This window comes from Methylicorpusculum sp., from assembly GCF_030651835.1.
Lineage (GTDB): Bacteria > Pseudomonadota > Gammaproteobacteria > Methylococcales > Methylomonadaceae > Methylicorpusculum.
This window is the reverse complement of record NZ_JAUSBX010000128.1, coordinates 110,679-134,670: the sequence shown is the minus strand read 5'-3', so window position 1 is coordinate 134,670 and position 23,992 is coordinate 110,679. Positions and strand designations below refer to the sequence as shown.

The following is a 23,992-nucleotide window of genomic DNA, read 5'->3' as shown; positions in this document are numbered from 1 at the left end:
TCCGGCATGGATTGCCGGAGCCGTTAGACCGCGTAAGCGAATCCAGGTCACAAGGATGTGAAAGCCCAACGCCATCCATGACTTCTGGACCCCGGCAATCCCTGCCGGGGCGACGCCTACTATTAACGCGAACATAGCCTTTAAAAAAGAGCGGTAGAGGAGATTATTTAATAATCTCCTCTACCCATCATTCGATGATCTTAACTGCATCCAATTAAGGTTACTTCGCAATTAATTGATGGTAACGACCCGCCTAACTTTCCGACATGGTTTTTAATGTCTGCCGGGCTTCTTCGATGCCGTTAAATTGACCGTCTTTTTCAATGGCCCTTTCCAAATGCTCGCGCGCATTTTTTTTATCACCCTGCATAAAATAAACCATGCCCAGTTTGTGATGCGCTATCGCAGAATCCGGTACTTGTCCGGTTACTTTCTCCAGCAACTCTCTGGCTTTGTCGTAACTGCCTTGTCGATAAGCGAGGACTGCAACGGTATAGAGCATGTCAGGATTGTTGGTTTTAGCTAACGGACCGGCAAGTTTTGCAGCTCGGTTCAGAGCTGCATTGTCTTTTGCCTGCTCCGATAAATAGCGCACCAGATTATTTAAGGCTATGGCTGATTGCGGCTGATTTTTATAACTGTCTTCCAAAAGTGCCAACGCTTTATCATGCGCGCCAGCCTGATGATAGAGCGCAGCCAAATCGCTAACCAATGTCAATGAACCGGTCTTATCGATGCCTTGCTGTAAAATTCGGACGGCTTTACCCTGCTCTTTTTGATTGATATAAAGACCCGCGAGATTCCTATAAGGATTTTCCCATTCGGGTTTAATGGCTATCACCCTGTTAAAAGCAGCAATCGCCTCGGTGGGTTTATTGGCTGCAGCAAAAACACCACCCATCAGGTTATAGGCGATAAAATGCTCCTGCCTTTGCTTGATGATCTCTTGCAGAATTTTAAGTGCCTGATCCGGTTGTTTTAATTGCAGATAACTGTTAACCAGTTGCGTCAGTGGTTCGACCGCGTCAGTTTGTTTGCTCAAGGCCTTGGCAAAAAATACAAGAGCCTCCTGAGGCTTGCCTTCAGATTGAAACGCCATTCCTTCAAGATAATAACCGGAAGCGTCATCCGGATAGGCCTGCTGTAAATGACCGGCAACTTGTCTGGCCTGCTCCCATTGCTGCTGCACCCGGTAAATATTGAACAAGGCTTCCAGTCCTCTTTTACTGCCCGGATTAAGCTGCAACCAAGCGATCATTTGCTCCGCGGCCTTGGCTGGCTTGCCGGTTTTAACCAGCAGTTCAGCCATATCAAGCCTGGCGTTTTCATCATTCGGCAACAAGCGGACGATTTTTTCCAGGTTTTCCAATGCCGGAACCGGGTCCTGATTCAGTTGATGCGCCGTAGCGAGTAATTTCAATATGTTGATCGTGTCCGGTTGCGCAACCAGCACTTTGCGAAAGTCTCCGATGGCATCATCCAAACGGCTCTCGGCTAGCGCCATTTCACCGCGTAAGGTCAAAGCATCAGGTTCCTTGGGATTAGCGCTCAGCAGGGTTTCAATCAATTGCTTCGCGGACTCAATTCGTCCGGAATTAGCCTGCAGGCGTGCCAGCATGATTTGTGCTTTGATGCCCTGCCTGCCGGATGGATCCAGAGCCGATATTTCCTGCAACGCGTGTTCGGCTTTTTCGGTTAAATTTTGCGTCAGGTACAGATTGACCAAACCGAATTTCAGAACAAAATCATCCGGATGATCTTCCAACATCGGAATCAATTCAGCCTCGGCGATTTCAGGTCCTCTTTTTTCAGCCAGAAAGTCGAGCAAATTCAGTTTGGCTTGTTGATTATCGGGAAGATCATCAACCGCTTGACGCAAAACGGCCTCGGCTTTATCCAGCTGATTTTGTTCAATTAAAAACAAGGCCAGACGTTTTCGATGAATCAACGGTTTGGGTTCAAGTTTAACGATCGCTTCCAACGTGTTGAGCGCTTGATCAAAGGCCTTTGTTGTGATGTAGAGATTGGCCAGCATCAAACGCAATGAAGTATCGCCGGGGTTTTGTTCAATATGATCTAGCAAAAATGTAATCGCTTTGTCCGGTTTTCCGGATTTGGCCTGCAACGATGCCAGCAGTAATATCGCAGGTACATCTCCAGGTCTTTTGGCCAAGGCCGCTTCCGCCTTGACGGTCGCTGCGTCGCTGTTGTTTTGGGCGGCCAATATTCCGGCGCTTAATACCATTGCATCCGGATTTTCCGCATCAATCGCGGCGGCCTCTTTGGCCAATATTTCAGCATTATCGATTTGTCCGGCTAACAGATAAAACTGACCCAGCTTGACCCTCGCCATTAGATGTTTGCGATCGGCCTTTACGGCTTTTTGATAAAACTCGCGGGCCTGCTGCAAATTACCCAGTTTGGCTGAAACTTCAGCCGACTGATACAAGGCATCGGGATGATCGGATTTTAGTTCAAGAATGCGCTCAAAAGACAGCCGGGCATTCTCAAAATCCCCTGCCTGAAAGTATTCTTTTCCCTGCTGAAGCAGTTCATTCATTTTCCGTCTCGAATCGTCGCAGGCTGTCAATGAGCCGATTGAAAGAATCAGTACCACTATTCCAAAATAATTGTGCTTCATAACCGTGACAGGATTGCTTAGATGGAGTTTCCCAATAATTTCAAAAACAGACCGCGATAGGCGTCGTCCCTGCAGGGAATGACGGAAACATAACCTTAAAAATATCCCTACATGTCTGGACATCCCTATAAAAATTGGGAAACTTCAGCACATAGGATGTGCCGACGACAGGAGGCGCATCAATCGCGAACGATGCGCTTCGTACCTCAGCACATCCTATGTCATCGCCTCTTATCGGCGTTATGGAACCCACTCGCTTGACCTGATTTATTGCTCATCTTCACTGGGATTACCGTGATCTTCTTGAGTTTCGGTTTCGGCTTCCGCCTCTTCTTCCGTTTCTCCCTCTTCCTGCGCCGATTCGGCAGCAACATCGGCTTCCGTTTTTCTCAGGTATTGATGCGCCGCTAGTTTATCCTGGTATTCCTGAATCATATTTTCAATTTCAACGCCTTTAAATCCCAGTATCGGTTCTTTACCCAGCAAGGTATCGAACAAACTACGGCTATTGAAATTTTCCATCATCATCCGGGTTGTCTTGAGCAGCTCCAGGTTCTTGTTTTCACAACCATCCAATTCAGTGGCCGTAAATTGTTGCGTCTGCTGTAACTCGGCGAACTGTCCGGTCAGTTGGTTCTTTTCCTGATTCAGCTGTTTGTATTTCTCAACCACTTCATGCAGCTTTGACTTGGTTTTATCCAGCTGACTGCTCAGCCTTTCATTGCTGCCTTGCGCAGCCGAAAGTTCTCCGGTCAATTTGGTTTCTACCGATGCAGCCGCCTGAGCCATCTGTTTTTCGGCATTCAATTGTTCTTTAAGCTGCTCATTCTCGGCCGCCAGTGTGGCATTTTCAGTTTTCAGCCTATCGCGTTCAGCACTGACCTCGCGCACCATCGCCTGTAATTTGGCGGCAATACGCTTATCGGCGCTTTCATCGCGCTTAACCGCATGCACCGGCATCGCGGATAACCATGCGCTCAGTACAATAAGCCCCCAAATGAACTGCTTGCTTGAAATTTGCATAGTCAGGCTCATTAAAACTTCGCGTTGACATCAAACTGGAACACATCGACACCGTATTGAGGGCCTTCGATCACATCGGCAGTCAACCAGCGACTGGTCAGCCAGACATTATTGAGCAGGCCGTAGTTAGCTCCGAGTATCCAGCCTTTGGCATTGGTGCCGCCTAAATGAAAATCGGAATCAGAGAAAGCATCGAGCACAGAATCGCGCTCTACGTGTTTATAAGCCACAAAAGTACTCCAATTGCCTTGCCGGTCGACTCTCAGATGTCCGACATCGCCCCGGATTTGCCAGGCATCGGTCTGTTCTTCCACGTCGCCTCCGCCCAGAATGCGGGCTTGTTGAACATCTCGACTGTCAAAGCCGATATTTTTGGCATAATCCGCTGAAAACGTGAAATGAATCGGATTGAACAACGCAAAGTCATATCGCATATTGACATTGATGATATTGAAATCAGAGGCCAAGCCCAGCATACCCGGCGTACTTCCAGGTGATGCTTGTGTGCCTTCCAAACAGATTGCCGCCAGACTGTTGCCTCCCTGCATAAATTCAGGCATCGAAGCATCGTTTGCCCGAGTATTCAAATCGCAGGTACCTGTTGTTGATGTGTTGGGTTTTGCGGTGACATTTTTATAATCGAAATAGGCGACCGCGAATTTAAGGCTGTCATGATTTTTAAAGCCCCAATCCAGGCCAACCTGACCGCCGAAGAGCCATTTATCGTTATGACTGAAAGGCGCTTCCTGCAGAGGAAAAGCGCCTGCTGTCGCATAGATCATACGGGCATCATCACCCAATCCATTAGAGACACCGAGATTATGACGCACGGTTGCGGAAAAACCCTCAAAGGACAAGTCGGTATCCCAGACCAGTTCCGAACCACTGGTAAACTCGCCACCGCCGACGAACCAGGGATTTTTGATGCGACCGCCCATCAACGTCAACCACTTGAAACCATAGGTATTGGTATGTTCATATTGCAAATAGGCTCTATCGACATTGAATTCGTAACGATCGCCGGTTTGTCCCAGCGTCTGATTCGTCGATACCGGATCCCTGAAATTGCCGGTCGATAAGCGAACAGCCGATTTAAGTCCTTTTGCAATATCGACATCGATACCCAAACGAAGACGCTGGCGAAAACGATGATTATCATTGGTGGTATTTAATAAGGAATCGGGAAAGGCTGCGATCTCTCCGCCACGCTGATTAATTGCCTGAACATCCGGATAAAATCCGGTTGCATTTCCATCCGCATAAAACACATTTTCGGAACGCAGCCGGATATCGCCCGACAATTTAAATTTACGCGTCCATTCCGGCAACGCATCGGCCAAACCCCAGCCTTCTTCCTTGGCTTTGCTGATCACATCATTGGTGACATCGGTGCGCAGTTCGGCACGAATTTGTTCACGAATCTCATCCTTCATGAACTCAGGAATATAGGGCACCCGCACTTCATCGGCTTCCGGCGATCCGGATGCCTCGGCATTGCCGATCGCTTCCACAGTCTTGGCTTGAGCCGCCAATTTTTCGGCATCGTCCTCAGCCTGTTTAAACATACCCTGAGCGGTTTCCTCGTTTAGAACGCCCTGTTTAACCAGTTGCTTGATCAGGCTTTCCGTGGTGCTGCGTAGTTTCAGCAATTCCTCTTTTTCGCCGGCCTCCGCCGGTCCCAAAAAGCCCAACAACATCAAGGCTGTAAAAGCCTGTTTAGTTTTATTCGACGTGTTCATAAGTCTCTAAATGCGTGAAGTAATGCGTAACTTGACCGGGGATTTAACGCCAACGGGTGGTGCTTTACTGATTTTCTTGAGCTTGCCCAACTGCAATTTCAATAAATCGTCAACTTTGGAATCGGTGCTGCTTTTCGTCAGCTCAAAGCGCTGCACATTTCCGTCAAGATCGAACCAGATTTTTACCGATGCACTGTATTTGCTTCGTCTCAGATCGTCGCGGTCTGAAATCAACTCGGTCAATTGATTTCTGATAACGCCCTTGTACCAGCTCACCGGACTGCCGCCCCCTAACAATCCTTTGCCGCCTTTACGTCCGACCAAGCCGAAACCATCCGATCCGGCGGTTCCTTCAGCATCCAGGCCGGTATCGGCAGGTGCATCGTCGGGTGCTTCCTCCGGCGTATCTTCCGGTTCCGGCTCAGGCTCGGGTTGCTCTATTTTTTCCTTTATTTCAGGCTCCGGCGGCTTCTCGATTTTGGGAGGCGGCGGAGGCGGTGGCGGTGGTTTAAGCAAAGTGATGGCTTGAATTTTTTTTTCTTTCTTTTCCGGTTTTTCCGAATCAATCTGACTGACAAAATAAGCCAACAAACCCAGCACAATGGCTGCAATAAGACCAGCCGTTACCCTCGGGATATAAACCCGCCAATGTTTTTTATGTGTCATGGGAATAGGCTTATCTGACTAGATTTTGCGTAACCAGTCCGATTTGAGTGATGTCGATCCGACCCAACAAGGCCAATACATCGACTACATTTTGATACTGAACGGTGGCATCGCCTTTGATGACAACCGGCAACTGTGGATCAGCTGCCCGGTACTGCTGTAACGTGGACTCAAGCTGTTCGAGTGTTACCGGAAAAGTATCCAGAAATATAGTCCCGTCAGCGGTAATCGTAATCGCTTTGGTCTTGGGCTTGGCCAGACTGGGGGCGTCGCTGGCTTTAGGTAAATTGACGGTTATGCCCTGCACCGCCGCGGTGGTCATGATGATAAAGACAATCAACAATACGTAAGCCAAATCCAGCATCGACGTGACGTTGATTTCATCATAATTGTCCAGTTCTTCTTGATAACGCATCAGTAATTACTCGCAGTTCAAATTAGCTGTATTGTTCGGATAATTTAGTCGTAAACTCATCGACAAAAATATACATATCGGCCGTAATCAGCTTAATCCGGCTGGCCAGATAGTTGTATCCGAACAAGGCCGGAATTGCGACCAGCAAACCGGCTACCGTAGTTGCCAGCGCTGCCGCGATTCCGGGTGCTATCGCATTGACGTTGACTTCTCCGCTGGCAGCAATATCACCGAACGTGATCATAACTCCCAGTACAGTACCCAGCAGTCCCAAAAAAGGTCCGCCGCTGATCGCGATAGTCAATATAACCATCTGGTTGTTCAGTTTTTGAATTTCCCGCACCAATGCCGATTCCATGGCGGCTCTTACCGAGTTAATGCCTTTGTCGGAAATCATCGGCTCGCTGACATCAGCACCCACCGCCTTGGCCAAACGACGATTCATTTCCTCAACGCCCACATGATAAAGAATATAAATGGATGATCCTGCAAAGCGCGCATGTCCGCCGGTCATCGATAACAGAATGGGCGATTCTTCAATATCTTCATCATCCTCGGTTGTTTCACGATTCAAATTACTGATATCACTGGCTTTCAGCTTAGTGAATTCATCTTCGAAATTGCGGTTTTCTTTATAATTTTTGTTCAATACAATGGATTTCACTATCATGATGATCCAACTCATCACAAACATGATGCCCAACAGACCGATAATGACCCAGCCATCCGTAGTCACATCGCGAAGAGTCGCCATAATCCGCGACTCACCACCACCGTCTGAGTCCCCGGAAGCATCCTCACCGTAAGTCAACAAGGTCGAGTTAGGGCCTTGCATCAAGGTATCAAAACTCAATGCGTTGGCATCGCGGGCGGTTTTATAGAGCACAATATGATCCATCATGCCCACATAACCGCGGCCGCCTTGCGCATCGGCGCCGATGGTGACATCGTCGGAAAATTCAGTCAGCGAAACAGGATAAGAACCGGTAGATTTGCCGTCGATATAAAGTGCAATATTACCCGCACTCGCGACTAAGGCCAGATGATGCCAGGCGCCGGCTTCCAAAGGCGCCAAACCGGCAAACCCCTGTTTGACACCGGTACTGTCAACCACTTCGATAAAGGGCATGCTGTCTCTAACCGATAAAGTCAGGTTTTGCTTCGCACCGGCAATTTGGAAGACCACACTATCGACCACTTGCGCCTGATCGATTTTTAACCAGGCCGAAAATGTCCAACCTTGCTCAGGTCGCATTTGCAATGAAGGCGATGCCGGTATTCGAATGACCTGACTACCTTGAAATACAGCACCCTCGCCTATCAGGCCGCCTTCAGCTATCGTGGCGGTAGCCTCAGAGGGATGATGATTATTTGCGGATAAATCCTTGATGCCTTCTTTTGAGAACGTATAAGTCAACATCTGTGTGACATCGAATGAACCGGGCGCATCCTGACCATCGACCGCTTCCGGATTTCCGGAATAAATCCAGATCGCAGGTTCCGGCATGCCCGCCATATCTTTTGGCAGCTTTACCCAGATAAACGCCATTTCATTGAAGGGATCCAGTTTTTCAATAAAAAACTTTAACGGCGTTTTTTCATCGGCGCTCAGTACCCTGATGTCTTTACCATTCTCGGCAAGATCCAGGAAATTACCGAAGTTACCGGTATGCAATCTGATCAAGGCATAGCTATCATCAGGAATCGTTACGCCCGACTGGGTCAACGTATTTGTGTCCAGATTTATTTTTTTCTTGTACGCCCAATCTTCGTTCCACCAGGCGGAAGCGATAGTCGGTACAAAAGCCAATAAAATCAGAAAAAAAGCAAAGCGTTTCATTATTTCTCTCAAACTCAAATCAGGATTCAATTATCGCAAGTGATTGTTACAGCTATGTTACTTTTATGTTACTCAGTGAAATTTATTGGCCGTTGCAAAGCCATTTGTAACTATTCAGTGAAAAATGCTGAAGAATACATGTGGGACTTGCGTAGGTTGGGTTAGCTCGATAGAGCGTAACCCACAATCGAAGCCATCAGCACCAGATAAACCGACGTGTTGGGTTACGGCTATCGCCTAACCCAACCTACGCTGAATAGATACAGCCATTTTTGCCATGAATGCGATAAATAACCCAAGTTAAACAATGCCTATTTTTTGTAGGAGCGGGCCATGCCCGCGTTCAAACTCCATCAGGTCGCGGGCATGGCCCGCTCCTACTATGAATTCAAGGCATTACCGGTTCAAACAGAGGGTTAATTCGCCTCCTCATCTCCAAAACCCAGAATATCAACGCTGATAATGCCTAATGCCGCCGCGCTGGCCATTTTTTCTTCTGCCTTCTTCGCCGCATCGGCTGAACTATCAATTGCTCCCGCAACTGCAGCAGCCACATTGCCGGCATTACCCAAACCTGCCGCGAGGCTGCCGGTTGAGGCCACCGGAACACCCACCGACACGCCGCCGACATCAATATTATCGGACCCGACAATCGCCGTTGCACCCACCGTGACATCCTTACCGCCGACACCGGCTTCAGATGCGTCGATAATGCCTTGCAATGCAAACAGCAGCGCATCACCTTGCGTGCCGTCCGGTGCCACGTTAGCCCTGATACCGCTACCGGCCACCGCAGGCGGGAATTCGACAACAAGATTGCCTTGCTGATCGAAACGAACGATGGGCGGTGGCGATGCCAATGCCGTTTTCGCACCTCGGCCGGCATCGATATTGCCGTCGGTCGCGCCAATCACGATATCGCCACCCCCAAGGGTCATCACGCGTGTTGTATTGACCTGGAAGTCGTCACGAACAAACGAGTGAATTGCCCCTTTCTTGACCGCCACAACACCCAGCTCCGATGGATTCTTCGCACCACTAGAATTGACCGCCAAACCGGCATTGACGCCGCCATTCGGCGCGTACAAATTGATGTCGCCGCCGTCCGTCGAGTGTATCCTACTGAAAAACATCGAGATATCGCCTCTTTGCTCTTTATTTCTTTCTTGACTGTAGGCTTTACTTAGGATGCTGCTTGCGTCATTACCATCGGTAAAGACAATGCTATCAGGAGTGAAAGAATAACCCTCGATACCGGCCAAAACTGTCGTGCCTGGAAATACTGTTTCTATCATCCCTAATGTAATGAGTTGAGCACGGTCCATTTCCTGCTTGTATGCGAAGGCCGCAGCATCGTCTCCGGCACTATCGAAGGCGTTTTTTGCGACTGAAAATTTATTGCCTTGCACTTTCAAAATCGCGTTTAATGGGTTTCTTATCGAGGGCAGAAAATAAGCATTGAAATGCGCCTGTTCGACCGGAGATAGTTTTTCAAATGCTTCAAGAGCTGATTCTTTAGATAGATTCGTATCGCCAATCAGAGACCGCATTAATTGGGTGACCACTTCCTGGTAACGCTCAACGAATTCTTCGCCGTTTACGAAAAAGTTACGGGCAAATGAAGCAACATCAATATTTGTTTTTGCCAAGCCGGCAATCACGTCGATGCCCGCGCCGTCCTGAGCCAAAGCCGGATTGACTTGATTACCGACGGTTGTAATACCGTCAGACGATCCCAAATCGACATTGCGTCCTGCCAGCACAGTCAAATGACCGGGACCACCCACTTCGATTTTTTGTACACGGTTTTGAATAGCCCCGGTGGCCGGATTTCGGGCAATATCGAATTTAACGTCGCGTCCGGCATTGATGATGGATTGAGAACCTTCAATATTATGTTGTATTTGAAAACTGACATTCCGAATATCGTTACCGGCCATCACCTCGGTTTGCTTGGCCAATACAAATGACAACGGATCTCGTCCTTGAATGTTACCGCCGCTACTGATAAACGCAGGTACACGATCATTGATATGATTGGGCACCGCCGAATAGATGCGGTCGGCAGCGCCCTTACCGGAAATGGGTAATCTTAACGCGGCATTCGAAAAATCGAAGTCCGGCCTGTCAACACTGGGCAATAATGCGGAATCGGCATCCGACATCACAATATTGACGGTGTTGCCGTTATTGCCGGTAGTAATGTTGCCGGCTCCGAATATGCTTAATTGACCTTGCGTGCTCGGAAATAAGAGTAGACTTCGATCAAATCGAATATCACCATTCAATGCGTGAGCCTTCAATGTAGCCGGATAGATACGTAATGCGTTTTGCGCTGAAGCACCGAAGGTAAGCTGGCTCAACATCGTTGTCAGAGCCCCGATATCATTTTTGAAAGCAATGTTTCCAGCTGATGAAGCGGTAGAGACCGCGCTTTCCGCACTGTATCTAAAAAACAGACTCGACGGGACGACACCGCTATCGGGAATCTTACCTTGCGGCAGCACCATCGGATCAATGACCGCCTCTATACCGACGTCTTTAACTGCGGTAATGTTAAACTGCGCATCGCCCAACGCGATAATCGGATGTCGGCCACCATTGCTGCCGGACGTCACGGCGTTTCCGGCTGACAGACTGGCCGTTCCGCCGTCGACATAAAATATGCCTCCGGCAATGTTTTGCCCGGCATTGACATTCAAATGACCGCCGCCGTTGACCTCGACAACGTTAGTCAAATAACTTTCCGAGAACGGATCTTCCGGAAACTCGGCTTGTCCGACTTGCTTGCCGGTCGTTGGAATCACCACCGATAAATCGTTGACATTACGACCTGCCTTTATCGAGACATCGCCACCGCCCAATGCCCCAACATTTTGGCGGTAATCGGCAGTAAACGTCGAATTCGCCGTTTCTGAAAGTGCGATACCCCAGGCGGTCGGTCTGATTTGACCGGCTGTACTTCCCCAGTTACCGGTTCTGACCAACCAATCCGTCACCAGTTGATTGGTAACGGCACCCTTGATGTCACGTCCGGCGTTGAACGTAATATCACCGCCTTCAATCGGATATTCGGCATAGAAGCTGTAGCCAGTGATAAACGAATTGAATCCGTACCGGTTTTCGTCTTCGGGTCTGCCGGCCGTATAAACGACCGTTCGATTATTGCCGTAAACGATATCCCTACCCGCATGCAAGTCTATGTCGCCCGTACCGGTTCTGACCTTGACAGAGTTTCCGAGCAGAATGTCACCTTCTCCTCTACGAACGGCTTGATTATCGGCAGAGTTAGTGGCCCCGGCCACAATGTTGTAACTCCAGGAGCGTCCTGATTGCAGCATGTCATTGACAGCGACGTCCTCAGAAGTAAATTCGTCGAAAATTACATTGATGAAATCCGGCTTGAAGGCATCGGTCAAATCGTTTTGCAGCGACACATTACCGGCAGCGCGTAATGTCAAAAATCCCGGCGTGGCATCTTCACCATAACGCTGATCGACCAAATCCCATTTAGACGACAAGGTGAGGTTTCCGGCTGAACGGATTTCGATACCCGGTGCAATTTCATATCCGGTACCGAATTTATTACCAATGACATCGTTCAACGCAATGCCATTCATATAAGTAGCCGTTTCGTTTTGAATCGTGTTGATCGCGGTAGCGTTCAAATTACTGTAAGTATAAAGTTTGACCGCTTCAACCGTCACATTCGAATCGCCGATGAGGGTATCGGCGGCGATCGGACTCAAATTGACATCAGCTCCCAGACGATCTGTTCTAAGGTGGATGGATCCTTGATTACCTCCATTCGACGACACGTCAACCTGAGCACCATTTTGAATCTCTATTCCCCCGCCATCGACAGACGATAATCTGACCCGTCCGCCATTACTCTTTGCTCCATCTGCAGTCGCATAGAGACGAGCAGAGGAAGTCAGTGTCATCTTATCCTTAGAATTCAACGTAATCGCACCGCCGTTTTCACCCGATGCGTCGAGCGTGCCATTGACGGTCAATCGACCGTCGTCGACGGTCAATTTGATTTGCCGGGCATTGAGGCTATCGTTTTCATTCACAGTTAAATTGCCTTGACGCACTCTAAGATCGACTCCACCGGTGAACCCGGAATCGGCGACCACCTGACTCAAACCACTAAAGCCAGGGGCTCCCAAATTGCCGGTATCGATGACCATCCTGGCGCCCAGATCCGCCTTCAGTGCGTGAGCATCTATAGCGCCGTTCAATTCGATCTTACCTTGAGCGGTCGACAAAATGAGCTCTCCGGCTTCCATATTTTCGGTAAAGCCATTCAAGCGAATCTGACTACCGGCATCCGTCATCACATCATGTTGTTGCGATTTCAAAGCCACTTGGCCAGCCGATAGGTGATACGTTTCCTTAGGACCTGTCTTTAAGACCACACCGGAAACATCGATCAAGGCATTTTCACCGAGATTGACACTGCCGGCTTTCGCTTCTGCCGATACTTTGCCTGCCTTGTACCATAAGCCGGTATCGATCAAGATTGCATTGGCCTGCAGATTCAATTCTGCGGAAATACCAAACCTTTCCGGCGTCATATCGGGTTGCGTGGTATTCAATATTAGCGAATGACCACTCGCATCGATTGTTGTTCGGGAACCGGTCGCACCGGTCAAATAACCTGCGCTGACCTGAAGATCACCCAACGATGTCAATTTCGATTCCCCGTTTCCCGTCAAAGAACGGTTCAATGACAAGTGGGTCGCGTCGAACCCCGACAGTCTGAAATTGCCATTTTCCAAATGCAGATCATCAGCACTGACGATCAGCTCACCGCTTCCATTTCCTTGAACGGCATTGACATTGCTGCTATTTCTTAAGGTAATGGTTCCTGCCGAAATCAAAGCAGACTTGCCGTCGTTTCCGAAGCCGGCTAGACCCGCCGCGTCGAAGATCAAATTTTCGAACATTACCGGAAGATTTCGCCCTTCCTGATCGGTTAATGCATTACCTTGGGCATCACTTCGGAATACGCTGCCGAACAGGTTTACGTTGCTCCGACTGGTCAAAACCAGTTCCTTCGTGTTCAGGCTGCTCAACTGGGTATTGTCCAGCGACAAACCGTTCAATGATCCGTCGACTTCACCGAGATTGATCGATTCGGCGCCAATGTTCAACGAACTTCCGGCCTCCAATTGACCGCTCATTTTCAACTGACGCGTCGAATCCAGCAGCACGGAACCCGTTGCCGCAGACACCTGCGCGCCGTCACCGATGATCAAATCGCCTTTAATTCCTTGTGATCCCGTTCGCTTTTTAATGGCTTGTAAGCCTGTCGAAACACGAAGCAAGGCCCCGTCCCCGGTCGTCTCCAATACCGTCGAATTATCGTTAGCCGGTTTATTGCCATTTGCAACAATTGATGCGCCTTGTTTTAATTCAACCTTGTCGGTCGCCGCCAACATGATTTCCGAGCCTTCCAACAAGGCATCTTCTTCCAACGTCACGGTTTTCGATTTGACATCGATCTTAATCGCACCGGTCGAGTTATCGAAAGTCCTTACCGCCCCCAACACCAAACTGCCGACTTCGAAGGTGCCGAGATCGCTAACCAATAACTGAACAGTGTTGGATGCACCGTTTTTGACATTCACAACCGAGAGATTATCGGCGACGATATCGACCAATCCGGCCAAACCGCCATTGGAAGCTACAGCGCGCACAGTAGGCAAATCGAGCTGCGTTTTCGCATCGAAAATCAAGTGGCCCGCATCCTTGGGTAATCGAGGCATTGCAGTTTCATTATCGATCGCTTTCTGCGCAAAAAACGGATTCCCCCTCGTCAAATCCAATTGCGAGCGAGTCAGCGCGATAGTTCCGGGTTCAACGGCAAAGCCGGTCCAGCGCTGATCCCTGATCGAGGCACCCGTCACTGAACGAAAACCGGCCACAACCGGTGCGCCTTCCATATTGGCCGTTGTGGTCCCTGGTATCATGTCGCGTGTACCCTGTTGCGGTGTGATCAAATAGGCGCCCGGCAACAAGGCATAACGCGCCGGTAACAAGGTATAGTAACCGGCCGAAAGCCCACTGCCGGCACCCAGATAGATGCTTTCACCGATGCCAAGTTCAGAGCCCGAAAACGCCAATGGATCGAATGGAGAATAATCTGACATTCCCGGAATAACCGCAAACGATTGACCGCCGGCCAGCACATCCGTCGAGCCGCCAATACCTGGAATGAACTCGTAAGCCTGCACATCACCCCCGCCCGACAAATCGATCACGGCACCTTCATCGCGCATAATCCGGTCTGATTTTACCGTTATCGTTTTTTGCGGAGCTTGTACGATGATATTTCTATCACCCATCGGGTATAGCCATTCCAGGCCGCCTTCGGTAATGCCGAAGGGTATGATTTGTCCTTCGGCGGATACCGAAGTCAAGCTGTTCGCGCCGAATTTGATCGAATTTGCCGCATCCATTACGATTTCGCCAAAAGGCGCTTTTATCGTTCCGTTCTGTTCAATATGGGGAGCTTTGATAGTCAACTTAGAATAGGCAGACAACACCGGACGGTGTTGATCGCCGCCGTTGATCTTCAATTTCCCGTTTGGATCACCGGCGACCGACAATGAAAACTGTGTCAATGTGCTTGGATACAATTGATCCGCCGTCAGGTTGAGTTCCGAAAATGTCTTAAACTCGCCAATAAAATCCCTTTGCGTATTGTCAATACGGGTACCGCGAAGACGAATATCGCCGCCGGCTTTCAGGTTCACCTGCTTGATGCCGGTCGTATAAGAGCCGCCGTATATTTCCAGAAAATCGGCATCGATCGACAAAATACCATCGCCAAACGTGCTATTGCCGGGAGCCGTTCGATGACGGGAAGACCCCAGCGAGGCATGCGCAGCTCTAATGGAAACATTTCCGCTATCGTTAACGTTCACTCGTTGCCAATTCAATTTAGGTGTATTCAGTACCAGAGCGCGTTGAAGGTTAAGCGTCAGGTCACCCTGAAAACGAATTTCATCATCGGCCAAAACATTCAACGAAGCGAAGCCGCCTTTTTCAACTTGGTTGGCCGACAAATAGCCTTTTCTGACCTGTCCGACCGGTAGCGTATCCCCAGCCTTTTCGAATTGACCGGAAAATACCGACGTTGTATTTTGCGTCAAGTGCATGATGCCGGGTGCGGTCGGAAAATTCAGGATTATCCCTTCCCCTTCGTCAGGATCCCTTCGCGTACCGTCCAAACTGACAGAGAGTGTTCCGCCTGCCGTACCGGGGGCATTACCGCCTTTCCCGATCATTTGACCCTCTAAGAAGAGGCCTTCGGCGGCGGCTATCGAAACGACCCCGCCATGCGAGCCAACCGTTATCGGCTTATATGACAAACCGAAACCGTTAGGATTGATCCGCGCTAAATTCAATTGACCGGACGTACCGGAAACATTGATGAGGGAAGCACCCTTTGTTGCAACGAATCCTCGCACCGCATCAAGTGTTACATGACCGCCATCGTGTATTTCACCGATACGGCGACCTAAAGCATCGACGGTCGTAATCGCCACGCCCGAGACATCGATTTTGGCATTATCGCCCAACCAGATGGCTTGATTGGGAAGATAAAGCGGGTCGGGTAATCCTTGAGGCGGAACGATATTGAATGACACATCACCCCCGCGAGCGCTGATCGCCCCATCGAAATAGATCGAAGTATCGGATTTCAGTGTCACAAGACTCAACGGATCGGCGTTGATCAAAGCATTCTTGCCAACAATCAAGTGACTGTTAAGATTTGGACCAATCGAGTGAACCGAACTCAAAACGAGCGAACTGGGGGCTCGTTGAATCGGTGGCAATGTTCCAATTATTGAGATAGCCGCGATGCTATCGGCATTGGGTGTATTGATTGCGTTGCCGTTCAGAATACGATTGACCTGTTGTAAATTGATTCGTGCGCCTTCATCAATGGTCAATCCGTTGATATTGGCCGTAATCAAATAATTGGCAAATCCGCCTTTACCGAAGAAATCGTCTTGTATTTGCAGAGGCCGCAAATCGTCAATTTCATCTTCACGTCGTCTGCGAATCGCAACGGCATTGGCTTCCAATTCAAGCGTACCGCCATTCTTCAAGCCATAGCCATTTAATAGGCCATTCAGCGTAATGTTGGAACCTGTCAGATCACCGGACGCCACCAGTTGAACTTTACCGGCATCGCCAGCTTCGACGTTACCGCGGGTATTTTTCCAGGCGCCGCCGCTGACATCGATCGAGCTTCCGGTTTCAAGCATAATGTCGCCGTTGGCTTTAGCGCTGAAAGTACCGCCTTTAATTGAGATGGGGGTTTTATCGATACTAGCGAACGGCGTGATCAAGTCATTTACCCATCCGCCTTGCAAATCGATCGTCGAACCCTGACCAATGCGTATTGAACCATCCAAAGCCCCTATCGTTTCGGTTTTTAGCGAAACGTTAGCGGATACCCCTTTTATAGTGCCGTTGATTGCGATGGACCCACCCTGTAAATTCAAATGTCCCCCATCGGACAATCGCACGGTGCTATCGCCCGCTACAGCGATAGAGCCGTTGGCAAGGATCGAGGTATTTTGGATGCCACTTTGAGCGATCAGACCCGACTGCAGCGCCAAGGCAACCGACAGGTTTTGGTCGTTGACCGGAAATGCGTCGTCGATGTCCAATCCAACTCCGGCTCTACTCTGAGTCGACGAGAATATTACCGACTGCGCGACAGAGGATGCCGAGCGCATGTCGATTGTTAATTCACCCCCCCGTGCTTTGCTGTCCATCGTTCGTTGCAAACGTCCGCTTACCGTGCCGCCTATCAATTGGCCTTCCAATAAAAGATTAGGGCTTTTGATCGACAAGCGGCCCGCGTCATGGCCTTCGATATAACCGGCTTCACGCCTCGCCAATGAAAAAGGCCCGTCGATTTTCCAAACTTTTTTGACGCCCCATTTTTCATAAACCTTGACGACTTCACCATAGATACCATCGTATTTAAGCGATGGATGCGCCTTGCTGATATCGAAAATTCTGCCGTTAGAAGTCAGTTTCGTTGTCGTAATGAAGCCGTCCAGATAAGTCACCGCACCACCCGAAAAATCGAGTACCGCATTGTTCTGAACGATGACGTCTCCTTCCGAGCCCAAGTTGATTTCTCCGCCTTTGGCCAAGCGCTCGCCCAAAGTTCGCTGAATGGCATCGATACCCGGTTGAATATCGGTCATCGGCGTTCCTTTGCGAATATCGACCAAAATGGTTTTACCGAATAAGATACCGTTGCGTTGCAACGGGGAATCCTTCAACTGATTCAAACGCAGCTCGACCTCGATGATATTGCTTTCAATCGGCTTGACGGTCGTCTTGATGCCTGAAACGTCGATCTTCGCACCTGATTCGATCAGGATTCGACTGTCGTTTCGATTAATCGTGGCCTGAAGCTGCGCGACCGGATTTTGCGTTGCCACCATATCGACATTGCCGCCGGGCACGATGATGTTGGCATTGTTTTCGACATGGATCTTATGACCCATTGCAGAGACTTTCGACAAAGGTTGAATTTGTTCGTCAATCGTCGTAGAGACACCATCGAGTTCGGGCAAAACCTCAGTCACACTATTACTGCCGAATTTTACCGTGGCCGAACGTCCTAGACCGTCGCCTGCATCATTCGCGCGGGTGGTCGATGTGGCCCGCATGTTGTAACCGCTGGTGGTCTGAAAAACCTCGACTTTTTCTCTGGCTAATAACTTGACGGTACCATTGAGATTCAATGAAGTAGTAGCTGATGCCTTACCCTTCTGATTAACCGCAAATCCGATCAACGTGACATTGCCACGCTTAGAGGATATTTCGCCCAGATTATTGATCTCCCCCCCCGTCTCAACCTCGACCAACAAACCGCGCACATCGTCATTGGCACCGGCTTCCTGTAAATAAACCTTGTCGGTGGCGGCTGCCAATATCACTTGGCCATCGTTTGATTCGATATAGCCTTCATTGGTGATGGTGGGAGCCATGATCAAAATACGTTCACCGGTGCCGGATTTGATCTTCGCCCCTTCTTCCACTTTGATCTCGGCTTTTATTTTGTTACCGTTGGTATCGAGTTTGAAGCTGCCGTCAGAGTTTTTGAGATAGAAATCTTTATTTCCCTGAAATGCTGCGGTGCCGCTATTGGCAAAAACTTTCGTGATCCCTTGAGTAAACACTTCGTCCGATACATCCAGCGTCGAGGCCACCAAGCCACGAACGTCGACGCGTGAGTCCTTACCGAACACGAAGCCATTGCGATTGACCAGATACACTTGACCGTTCGCAGTCAGGGCGCCGAGTATGCGGCTGGGATCGTTTTGAAAAATCTTGTTCAGCGCAATCGACGTGCTGCCCGGCTGTTGAAAATGCACCGAATTTTCTTTGCCGATGTTGAAACTTTCCCAGTTCAAAATCGCCCGGTCCGTGTGCTGATCGATCCGCATTTGATTGCCCAGCACTTGTCGACTGGCACTGCCCATGCTGGCCCAAACCGCACTGGGCACCGGCAATTCGGCCTGCACGGGTGCCACTGAACCGGCTACCATTGCCCCGGCGAGTACCACCCGGACGCATGCTGCGGTTGGTTTTAATCTGAAAGTTACCGCCGTATAACCGGGTTGATTGATTCGTTTGCTCTTAGCCATGCTCGTTGCCTTTACCAAAAGGATTATTCTTCAGTCAATGGCAACCCGGCTATCTTGATCGACAAGACCCGCAGCTTTCCGTCCCCGTCTCACGACGGGTTTGGCTTTTTACCTTATCTTTTGAAACTGATCACCTTCCCCTTTAAAAAGGGGGATTGAGGGGGATTTATTTAAAGAATCTCCCCTAACCCCTCTTTTTCAAAGAGGGGGAATGAATAGTTTCATTTTTTCTTCGTACTTAAAACTCTGTTGCCACTCGAAAATGCAATCTCGGATCACCGCTGTCTATCGTTCCCTGGGCAATGAACGGAAACGCAACATCCAGGTTTGCTACCAGGTATTTCCATGCCTGCAACCTAAAACCAAAGCCTCCGCTGGCGAGACTGAATTTACTGTCCACACCCGGCAGCACATCCTTGGACCAACCTTGGCCTGCATCCAAAAACACGAGCCCCTTCAATTTATTGACGAATTCCCATTCTTCATTAACAGGCAGCAAATGCGGCGAATACAGTTCGAATGACCCTTGAATGCCGTCATCCGATAACACCTGGGTTTCAAAATAGCCACGCACACTTTCGTCGCCACCGATTGAATATTGTTCGTTACTGATGATGGGCGAGTCTGAGACTTGCCCGGAAACCCGGCTGATAAAATCAATCCCTTTGGGCAAATTGTGGGTGTAGTCGATACCCCCGTTAAAAATCATATAATTCGGCTTTGCCAAAAACCGCTTATCGGCAAATTCCTGTTCATCGTTTCCGAGGCCCCGAATCGAAAAATTCAGCCCCGTATTGAATGACAACAACGAGGATTCACCGCGCAAATTACCGGAATATTGCACCATGAACGGCAGATAGGTAATCGGCGTTTTCAACTTATCGGCACCGATCAAATTCAAATCCTCTTCAAATGATTTGTAATCCACACCGGCGGTAAACGTATGAAAATAATTATCTTTGGCGGTCAAAGGCAATACAATTCGCGCACCGTAGATATCACCGATACCGATGACGGATAACGCACCGGCACTGGCAATTTGAGAATCGGATGACGAACTCACCCCGTAAAGTGCCAAGCGGGCATCGGTTTGGAACACCGGCATTACATACGTCCCGACAAAGACTTCCACTTGCTCCGGTGATTCAGGCGCGGTCTGATACATGAAGGAGGCACTGTGAAACTTTTGCCATAAATTGTCATAACGCACCGAGGCAATTGTTCTTAATCGGCTGGTGTCGGCAACGTTACGTCCGTTAACCTCGACTTTGCCGTGCAACGGCAGCTCATCTTTTACTTTTAAATCCACTTCCAGCGTTCCCGGCGTTTCCCCTGCCCGCAAAATCGGCACGACAGTCCGGTCCGATGATTCCTTGCCCAGTTCTGCCAGCTGTTCCTGCATTTTCGGTAAATTGGGCACTTTGCCCTCCGCCAGTTCCGGCACTTTGGCCTTAATACTGCCTAACGAGAAGTAGCGCGAATCGGTCACGCGCAAGCGAGAGACACGGCCCTCGGTTACTTCCAGATAGACCACACCGCCGACGACATCCTGCTCGGGAATGTCGACTGCGATAGTCTGATAACCTTTGCCATGGTAGGCTTCTTCCAATGCGGTACGGGCTTTTTCAACCGTGTCGATATTTTTGCCTTCTCCCAAAAAGGGATAGACGGTTTTTTCAATGTCTTTGCGTTCCAGCAGGGTATTCCCCTTGACTCTCAATTCCCATAAATCGAAATGGTCGGCATCCTCGGCAAAAACCGAACGGCATAAGCCGGCTAACACGAACCCTCCTATCAGCAACCAACGAAACCCGCAATTTTCCTTCCTGACCATAGCTAATATTTTTAATGTTTTACAAACAGGTCAGCCCCCGCCGAAGCGGGGGCTGTTTTTTGCATCCTTGCCGGCCCCGTTGCGGAGTCCTAATCCATTGACACGTTGTCGATAGCTAATTACAGAGGTTTCTTGGTGACCGCTGCCGGCAACATAGGTACGACACAGTTGTTGATACCGGCGCCGGTGTTATGTGTGTACGGCCAAATAGGTGCGTTTTCGTTCAGCAAGCCGGTAAAGCTTGGTGAAGTCGCAAAAGGAACCGCAGGCGCCAGATAACCTGACTTACCGAAAGGGTAGTTCGATGCCACGTTCAGCACACTGCCAACGACAATCGGCTGACTGGCTTCTTCGCGCATTTGGTCGATAATCACCTTGACATCTTGCTCAGGCGGTCTTGGTCCGCAGGTCGCAGGATGTGAGCCTAATTGACCGTATGCGCAAGCCGGCAGTTTGTTGGTGTTGGGTTTCAACCATTGGTAGGTCATCTCGACTACATCCATATATTTGCCGGTGAAAGCATTTTCCAAAGTTGGCGCTACGCCGTCGATCTTGACAAACTTATAAGGCCATTGCGGATTGGCATTAGCATCATTTTTCTCCAAGCTTTGTACGCCGAAGGCCCAGGCTCTAGCCAGTGGTGCCAAGCCAGAAACACCGTTCTGCCCGGTATTGTTCAAACCCAATTGATAGTCGTTCAAGCACAGCTCGATGTCTCCTGAACCCGAGTTTTGGATAACGATAGGACCGGTCGTGAATACTGAGGCTTGCATGGGTTCAGCTGCACCGTCCGTACAAGGATTATGCAAAAATTTGGCGTATTGCTGCGCGCCGGTTCCGGAACCGTTGACGCGTTTGCAATAACGAACAAAGTTTTTGGATGCTTCGCGGGCCGCCGTGCCGCCCAGCCTTGTAGGAAGCGAAAGCCCCTGAACACCTCCGGCAATACCGTCGCTCACGACATCTACCAGACTTCTACCGGTCGCGCTTCCGTCGTCGATCATGTATTGAGTCCAGGAAGCAACACGGCCGTTCATCAATGACGCCACATCGCTCTTGCTTAAGCTGGGAATACATTCCTCACGGCTGTATTCGCCGATCGCACAATCGCTGGGAATCGGACCGAACTGTCTTTGTGCATACTGCAACGCGTTATACAGACTGTTGTTGACCGGAACACCGAAAATCAAAGCTGCGACCGAAACGCTGTCGAGGTCGTTCGCACTTTCCGGATTGACCGGGTTGAAACCGGCCGGCGTGTTAACACCCCTGAACATTCTGACGTCAACATCCGAAATCCCGATATCCGAGTATCTCAATTCCAAATCGCCTGGCTGGCTGGTCCGGCACAACCATCTTTTGGGGTTGTTGGCGGTAGGGCTCAGCGTACAGTTGTTATTGAATATATTTAAGGCTTGCAGTCTTTGTTGATCGATGATCGGATTGACGCCTTGAGCCGAACCGCCCGCTGAACGTTTGACGAACAACACTTTCAATGGGCTGACCGACAATCCCGGTACCTTATTGGCCGTCAATGTGCAATAGAACGCGCGGTAGGCATTGCCGGGATTCGCGCTATCATTGAAATAACTGTCCAAGGTGCCAGGCTCGCACAAGGTTGTGAACAAACTGGTGATCGAGTTGTCCATGGCCGTCGCGCCGGACATGTTGATTTGTAAGTCCGGCGCGCCTTGGCTCGGCGTCCAGGCAGACGCCAAGCCGGAAAAGCCGGCTAATGTCACGGCCGCAAGGACCGCAGTAATTTTTTTGTTCATTGTTATGATTCCTCAATTCAAATTGGGTCAAAAGCTAATTTCCCGACACCGATAACGCCGGGAACGAGCGTTATTAAGCCTTACGGCGTTTGGCCGCCAACAAGCCCATCAGACCGGTTCCGAACAACCAGACCGCGGCAGGCACGGGTACCACAGCAGGAGCACTAGAAAATTCCAGATTCGCTGTATTACCCGCAACAGTGAAGTTCCAGTAGCCCAACAGTGTTGCAGTTGGGACATGATCGCCCAGCTCTTCATCAAACGGCTGGCTTAACCACCAAAATTCGGCCGCTTCGCCGGCACTCACCGCTACGCTGCTACCGAATGAATTGCCTAGGTTTGAACCCCAGTTGACCGGATAGTACGCCGCCGTTCCCGGAGTCGAGAAAGAATCCAGATTAACGGCTTTATTACCGGTCTGTTGATTGGTTCCGGTCAACTGACCTGAGCGTGAATTTAACTGGTCAATATGTTGCGAAACTTTAGCCACACTATTGTTAAATCCATTGAAATCCTGAAGTGCTGGCTGGCCTTTACTGGTCACAAACAAGCCCAAATAGTCCAGATCCGGGAGATCCGAGAAAAAATTGTTGGCGCCAACAATACTGTAAACAAGCGATTGTCCTGCCGATGTACCGGCCATGAACGATAAAAATGCGTTGCTGGAAATGTTGAAGCTAAGCGGTTTAGTTGGATCGAAGTCTTTAGTCCGGATACCCAAATCCAAGGCATAGGAAATTTGACCTTCCGCGTTGTAAACGCTTAAAAACAATTCAGAGCCCAAGGGATCATTTTCAAAACCCGATAATGCAGACGATGCAACTCGCGCCTGAGCGCCAGTCGCAGCCAGTGCCATCGCACCGACTAATAATGATTTACTCACAATGTTCATAACTGCCTCTTAAAAAGTTAAAGTTTGTTAACAAAAAAACCGGGAGCTGTGCCCATTCGTAGTAAATGGCTGCGACTCGGCTATCTTGCTGGCAAGACCCGTGGCTTTCCGTCCCCGCCTCACGACGGGTTTGGCAACATCATCACACCCGGCATATCCAGCCTTACGCCGGAACTGCCTGTCCGTGTCCTGGTCGTTGCATCATCTTTATTCCTTAAACTGATTGGTGCAACGACTGGTCTATCTCCCTTTTCCATTATCGACCTACCGAACTCCTTCGGCTTTCAACTTGGCGCAAATTCTTTCATACTCAATGCACTCTAAGTTTTACAGTTGTGTTAAATTTTGATGACATGTAATACGAATTGATCAAAATCCAATTCAAAACAATTAGATTAGTCCTGTTTGATTACACGATTTTGACAGCCTTAAATTTGACTGATTTTTGAAATTCCTGATAAGAAACAATCGAC

At 49.4% G+C, this 23,992-nt stretch carries 10 protein-coding genes and 2 riboswitches; all 10 genes read right to left on the bottom strand.

All coding sequences use genetic code 11. The features are described 5' to 3' along the window. Positions 1-253: 253 nt before the first annotated feature. Positions 254-2,560 (bottom strand): tetratricopeptide repeat protein, encoded by a 2,307-nt coding sequence (locus tag Q7V32_RS17015; protein ID WP_304898178.1) that lies wholly within the window; start codon positions 2,558-2,560, stop codon positions 254-256. Between the two features lie 348 nt (positions 2,561-2,908). Further along, complete coding sequence (locus tag Q7V32_RS17010; protein WP_304898177.1) at positions 2,909-3,664, bottom strand: hypothetical protein; 756 nt, start codon at positions 3,662-3,664, stop codon at positions 2,909-2,911. Between the two features lie 11 nt (positions 3,665-3,675). Beyond that, entirely contained in the window at positions 3,676-5,403 is a 1,728-nt protein-coding gene (locus Q7V32_RS17005) for a putative porin (RefSeq protein ID WP_304898176.1), read from the bottom strand. 6 nt (positions 5,404-5,409) lie between these two features. Then, positions 5,410-6,069, bottom strand: coding sequence for a TonB C-terminal domain-containing protein (locus Q7V32_RS17000; RefSeq protein ID WP_304898175.1), 660 nt, complete (start codon positions 6,067-6,069; stop codon positions 5,410-5,412). Between the two features lie 10 nt (positions 6,070-6,079). Beyond that, entirely contained in the window at positions 6,080-6,484 is a 405-nt protein-coding gene (locus Q7V32_RS16995; RefSeq protein ID WP_304898174.1) for a biopolymer transporter ExbD, read from the bottom strand. Positions 6,485-6,506: 22 nt separating this feature from the next. Beyond that, positions 6,507-8,324 carry a DUF2341 domain-containing protein gene (locus Q7V32_RS16990; protein WP_304898173.1) on the bottom strand — a complete coding sequence of 606 codons (1,818 nt, stop codon included), beginning with the start codon at positions 8,322-8,324 and terminating at the stop codon, positions 6,507-6,509. 416 nt (positions 8,325-8,740) lie between these two features. Then, entirely contained in the window at positions 8,741-19,018 is a 10,278-nt protein-coding gene (locus tag Q7V32_RS16985) for a filamentous haemagglutinin family protein (protein WP_304898172.1), read from the bottom strand. A 36-nt stretch (positions 19,019-19,054) separates the two neighbouring features. Further along, positions 19,055-19,133: riboswitch (cyclic di-GMP riboswitch) on the bottom strand. Between the two features lie 123 nt (positions 19,134-19,256). After that, positions 19,257-20,801, bottom strand: a complete 1,545-nt coding sequence (locus Q7V32_RS16980; RefSeq protein WP_304898171.1) for a ShlB/FhaC/HecB family hemolysin secretion/activation protein — start codon at positions 20,799-20,801, stop codon at positions 19,257-19,259. A gap of 170 nt (positions 20,802-20,971) precedes the next feature. Beyond that, complete coding sequence (locus Q7V32_RS16975) at positions 20,972-22,627, bottom strand: hypothetical protein (RefSeq protein ID WP_304898170.1); 1,656 nt, start codon at positions 22,625-22,627, stop codon at positions 20,972-20,974. A 73-nt stretch (positions 22,628-22,700) separates the two neighbouring features. Then, on the bottom strand, positions 22,701-23,519 hold the full coding sequence (locus Q7V32_RS16970) for a PEP-CTERM sorting domain-containing protein (RefSeq protein ID WP_304898169.1): 819 nt from the start codon (positions 23,517-23,519) through the stop codon (positions 22,701-22,703). 67 nt (positions 23,520-23,586) lie between these two features. Next, positions 23,587-23,664, bottom strand: a riboswitch (cyclic di-GMP riboswitch). Positions 23,665-23,992: the final 328 nt, after the last annotated feature.

What these genes read in the sequence shown, in the direction of transcription:
- Q7V32_RS17015 (WP_304898178.1), bottom strand. Translation starts at nt 2,560, where the DNA reads ATGAATGAACTGCTTCAGCAGGGAAAAGAATACTTTCAGGCAGGGGAT.
- Q7V32_RS17010 (WP_304898177.1), bottom strand. Translation starts at nt 3,664, where the DNA reads ATGCAAATTTCAAGCAAGCAGTTCATTTGGGGGCTTATTGTACTGAGC.
- Q7V32_RS17005 (WP_304898176.1), bottom strand. Translation starts at nt 5,403, where the DNA reads ATGAACACGTCGAATAAAACTAAACAGGCTTTTACAGCCTTGATGTTG.
- Q7V32_RS17000 (WP_304898175.1), bottom strand. Translation starts at nt 6,069, where the DNA reads ATGACACATAAAAAACATTGGCGGGTTTATATCCCGAGGGTAACGGCT.
- Q7V32_RS16995 (WP_304898174.1), bottom strand. Translation starts at nt 6,484, where the DNA reads ATGCGTTATCAAGAAGAACTGGACAATTATGATGAAATCAACGTCACG.
- Q7V32_RS16990 (WP_304898173.1), bottom strand. Translation starts at nt 8,324, where the DNA reads ATGAAACGCTTTGCTTTTTTTCTGATTTTATTGGCTTTTGTACCGACT.
- Q7V32_RS16985 (WP_304898172.1), bottom strand. Translation starts at nt 19,018, where the DNA reads ATGGCTAAGAGCAAACGAATCAATCAACCCGGTTATACGGCGGTAACT.
- Q7V32_RS16975 (WP_304898170.1), bottom strand. Translation starts at nt 22,627, where the DNA reads ATGAACAAAAAAATTACTGCGGTCCTTGCGGCCGTGACATTAGCCGGC.
- Q7V32_RS16970 (WP_304898169.1), bottom strand. Translation starts at nt 23,519, where the DNA reads ATGAACATTGTGAGTAAATCATTATTAGTCGGTGCGATGGCACTGGCT.